The organism is Xanthomonas sp. MUS 060 (assembly GCF_000963215.1).
Lineage (GTDB): Bacteria > Pseudomonadota > Gammaproteobacteria > Xanthomonadales > Xanthomonadaceae > Xanthomonas_A.
This window is the reverse complement of sequence record NZ_JZIM01000055.1, coordinates 1-4,170: the sequence shown is the minus strand read 5'-3', so window position 1 is coordinate 4,170 and position 4,170 is coordinate 1. Positions and strand designations below refer to the sequence as shown.

The window sequence follows — 4,170 nt, the reverse complement described above, 5'->3', positions numbered from 1 at the left end:
TTGGGTTGCTGCCGAAGGTGTGACGTCGGAACATCTTGGCGCGGAAATCTTGCGCAGTTGGTTGTCGGATACCTTGCCGGATTACATGGTGCCTGCCGCCGTTGCTGCCGAAGGTGTGACGTCGGAACATCTTGGCGCGGAAATCTTGCGCAGTTGGTTGTCGGATACCTTGCCGGATTACATGGTGCCTGCCGCCTATGTGCAGTTGGATCGCCTGCCGCTGACTCCGAACGGCAAGCTGGATCGCAAGGCAGGCATTACCCGCACCGGATGGCTCAGCCTATGCGGCGCCTGCGTATGTTACCCGCACCGGATGGCTCAGCCTATGCGGCGCCTGCGTATGAAGTACCGCAGGGCGCGATCGAACAAGCCATTGCCGCGATCTGGCGTGAGCTGCTGGGTCTGGAGAGCATCGGGCGGCACGACAACTTCTTCGCGCTCGGAGGGCATTCGTTGTTGGTAGTGACGCTGACCGAGCGGATGCGTCAGCAAGGGTTTCACGCCGATTTGCGCACCCTGTTCGCCAACCCGACGCTTGCGGCACTGGCCGCGGCGAGCGGTGGCTTATCGATCATTGTGCCGCCTAACCGCATTGGGCCTGATAGCGTAGAGATCACGCCTGAAATGCTGCCGCTGGTGGAGCTCACTCAGCAACAGATCGATAGCATCGTCGCAATGACCACTGGCGGCTCGGCCAATATCCAGGATATCTATCCGCTTGCTCCATTGCAGGAAGGTATCTTTTTCCATCACCTGCTGCAGCGCGAAGGCGATGCCTATCTGCTGCCGAATCTGATCGCATTCGACAGTCGTTCCCGTCTGGACGTATTTGTCGATGCACTGCAGCGTGTGATCGATCGTCACGACATCCTGCGCACGGCGGTGCTCTGTGAAGGACTCGCGGCACCTGTGCAAGTGGTGTGGCGGCATGCGCCATTACTAATCGAGGAAGTTTGCCTAGACAGGGCGCGATCGAACAAGCCATTGCCGCGATCTGGCGTGAGCTGCTGGGTCTGGAGAGCATCGGGCGGCACGACAACTTCTTCGCGCTCGGAGGGCATTCGTTGTTGGTAGTGACGCTGACCGAGCGGATGCGTCAGCAAGGGTTTCACGCCGATTTGCGCACCCTGTTCGCCAACCCGACGCTTGCGGCACTGGCCGCGGCGAGCGGTGGCTTATCGATCATTGTGCCGCCTAACCGCATTGGGCCTGATAGCGTAGAGATCACGCCTGAAATGCTGCCGCTGGTGGAGCTCACTCAGCAACAGATCGATAGCATCGTCGCAATGACCACTGGCGGCTCGGCCAATATCCAGGATATCTATCCGCTTGCTCCATTGCAGGAAGGTATCTTTTTCCATCACCTGCTGCAGCGCGAAGGCGATGCCTATCTGCTGCCGAATCTGATCGCATTCGACAGTCGTTCCCGTCTGGACGTATTTGTCGATGCACTGCAGCGTGTGATCGATCGTCACGACATCCTGCGCACGGCGGTGCTCTGTGAAGGACTCGCGGCACCTGTGCAAGTGGTGTGGCGGCATGCGCCATTACTAATCGAGGAAGTTTGCCTAGATGGCGCCGGCGATAATGCGGCGGAACTGCTGCAATCGCGCTTCGATCCACGCTGCTGGCGCATGGATGTGCGTCAAGCGCCACTGATGAGGGGTTTTGCCGCATACGATCCGGCCAGTAGTCGCTGGTTGTTGCAGTTGCTCAGTCACCATCTTGCCCTGGATCACACCACGTTGGAGATCGTGCTGGATGAAATCAGATGCCATTTGTGCGCTGAAACAGCGAGCTTGCCGGCTGCGCTGCCGTTTCGCAATTTTGTGGCGCAGGCATTGCTGGGTGTCAGTGTCGAAGAGCACGAGGCATATTTCCGCACAATGCTCGGCGATGTGGATGAGCCCTGTGCACCATTTGGCCTGCTCGATGTACAGGGTGATGGGTCGGATGTGGAGGAAGTACGGATCGATCTATCGGATCGGCTGTCGGCATTGCTGCGCAGCCAGGCGCGTGCGCTTGGCGTGAGTGTGGCCAGCCTGTTCCATCTGGCCTGGGCACAAGTGGTCGCGCGTACCACAGGTCATGAGCGTGTTGTGTTCGGAACCGTGCTGTTTGGCCGGATGCAAGGCGGAGCGGGAGCCGACAGAACGCTTGGCATGTTCATCAATACTTTGCCCCTGCGCATTGAGATTGATGATGTCAGCGTGGTGGAAAGTGTGCGAATAGTGCAGAAGCGTCTTGCCGGGCTGCTGCGACACGAGCATGCGCCGTTGTCGTTGGTGCAGCGTTGCAGTGGTGTTCCCGCACCGGCACCCTTGTTTACCTCATTGCTCAATTACCGGTATAGCGTCCAGACAGAAGGCTCTACCGAAACGATGGCGTGGGATGGGATAGAGCGGCTGTCAGGACATGAGAGTACGAATTATCCGCTTGGCGTTTCTGTGGACGATGTTGGGTCTGGTTTCTCGGTAAAAGTACAGACGCAGCGGCCATTGGTTCCGGCACGGATATGCACTTTCCTGGTGAATGCGCTTGAGGGTCTTGCCGATGCGCTTGCCCATGCACCGGAGACAGCAGTGCGAGATCTCGACGTCTTGCCTGAGGCCGAACGTCATCAGGTGTTGATGGAGTGGAATGCAACGACGAAGGATTATCCACGCGATGCCTGTGTGCATGAGTTGTTCGAGGCACAGGTGGCACGGACACCCTCCGCAATCGCGGTGGTGCAGGGCGAGGTGGCGCTGACGTATGGCGAATTGAATGCACGTGCGAACCGTCTGGCGCATTCTCTGCGCGAGTTGGGCGTATGCCCGGATGGCGCCGGCGATAATGCGGCGGAACTGCTGCAATCGCGCTTCGATCCACGCTGCTGGCGCATGGATGTGCGTCAAGCGCCACTGATGAGGGGTTTTGCCGCATACGATCCGGCCAGTAGTCGCTGGTTGTTGCAGTTGCTCAGTCACCATCTTGCCCTGGATCACACCACGTTGGAGATCGTGCTGGATGAAATCAGATGCCATTTGTGCGCTGAAACAGCGAGCTTGCCGGCTGCGCTGCCGTTTCGCAATTTTGTGGCGCAGGCATTGCTGGGTGTCAGTGTCGAAGAGCACGAGGCATATTTCCGCACAATGCTCGGCGATGTGGATGAGCCCTGTGCACCATTTGGCCTGCTCGATGTACAGGGTGATGGGTCGGATGTGGAGGAAGTACGGATCGATCTATCGGATCGGCTGTCGGCATTGCTGCGCAGCCAGGCGCGTGCGCTTGGCGTGAGTGTGGCCAGCCTGTTCCATCTGGCCTGGGCACAAGTGGTCGCGCGTACCACAGGTCATGAGCGTGTTGTGTTCGGAACCGTGCTGTTTGGCCGGATGCAAGGCGGAGCGGGAGCCGACAGAACGCTTGGCATGTTCATCAATACTTTGCCCCTGCGCATTGAGATTGATGATGTCAGCGTGGTGGAAAGTGTGCGAATAGTGCAGAAGCGTCTTGCCGGGCTGCTGCGACACGAGCATGCGCCGTTGTCGTTGGTGCAGCGTTGCAGTGGTGTTCCCGCACCGGCACCCTTGTTTACCTCATTGCTCAATTACCGGTATAGCGTCCAGACAGAAGGCTCTACCGAAACGATGGCGTGGGATGGGATAGAGCGGCTGTCAGGACATGAGAGTACGAATTATCCGCTTGGCGTTTCTGTGGACGATGTTGGGTCTGGTTTCTCGGTAAAAGTACAGACGCAGCGGCCATTGGTTCCGGCACGGATATGCACTTTCCTGGTGAATGCGCTTGAGGGTCTTGCCGATGCGCTTGCCCATGCACCGGAGACAGCAGTGCGAGATCTCGACGTCTTGCCTGAGGCCGAACGTCATCAGGTGTTGATGGAGTGGAATGCAACGACGAAGGATTATCCACGCGATGCCTGTGTGCATGAGTTGTTCGAGGCACAGGTGGCACGGACACCCTCCGCAATCGCGGTGGTGCAGGGCGAGGTGGCGCTGACGTATGGCGAATTGAATGCACGTGCGAACCGTCTGGCGCATTCTCTGCGCGAGTTGGGCGTATGCCCGGATGATCGCGTGGCGATCTGCATGCAGCGTAGTGTGGAGATGGTGGTCGCGGTGCTGGCGGTGCTGAAGGCCGGTGGTGCCTATGTACCACTGGACCCGGCTT

2 protein-coding genes are annotated in these 4,170 nt (G+C 58.6%); both read left to right on the top strand.

What is annotated here, in order from left to right:
- The first annotated feature begins 297 nt into the window (after positions 1 to 297).
- The gene (locus XANALMUS060_RS17910) at positions 298 to 1,074 is read left to right on the top strand and encodes a phosphopantetheine-binding protein (protein WP_200894092.1); all 777 of its coding nucleotides are present in this window, start codon (positions 298 to 300) and stop codon (positions 1,072 to 1,074) included.
- On the top strand, positions 972 to 4,170 hold a 3,199-nt coding region (locus tag XANALMUS060_RS22445; RefSeq protein ID WP_235430588.1), incomplete at its 3' end, for a condensation domain-containing protein. The genes XANALMUS060_RS17910 and XANALMUS060_RS22445, both read left to right, overlap by 103 nt.

Bases quoted from the DNA above. Each gene is read 5' to 3' on its own strand.
- XANALMUS060_RS17910 (WP_200894092.1), top strand. From the start codon at position 298: ATGTTACCCGCACCGGATGGCTCAGCCTATGCGGCGCCTGCGTATGAA.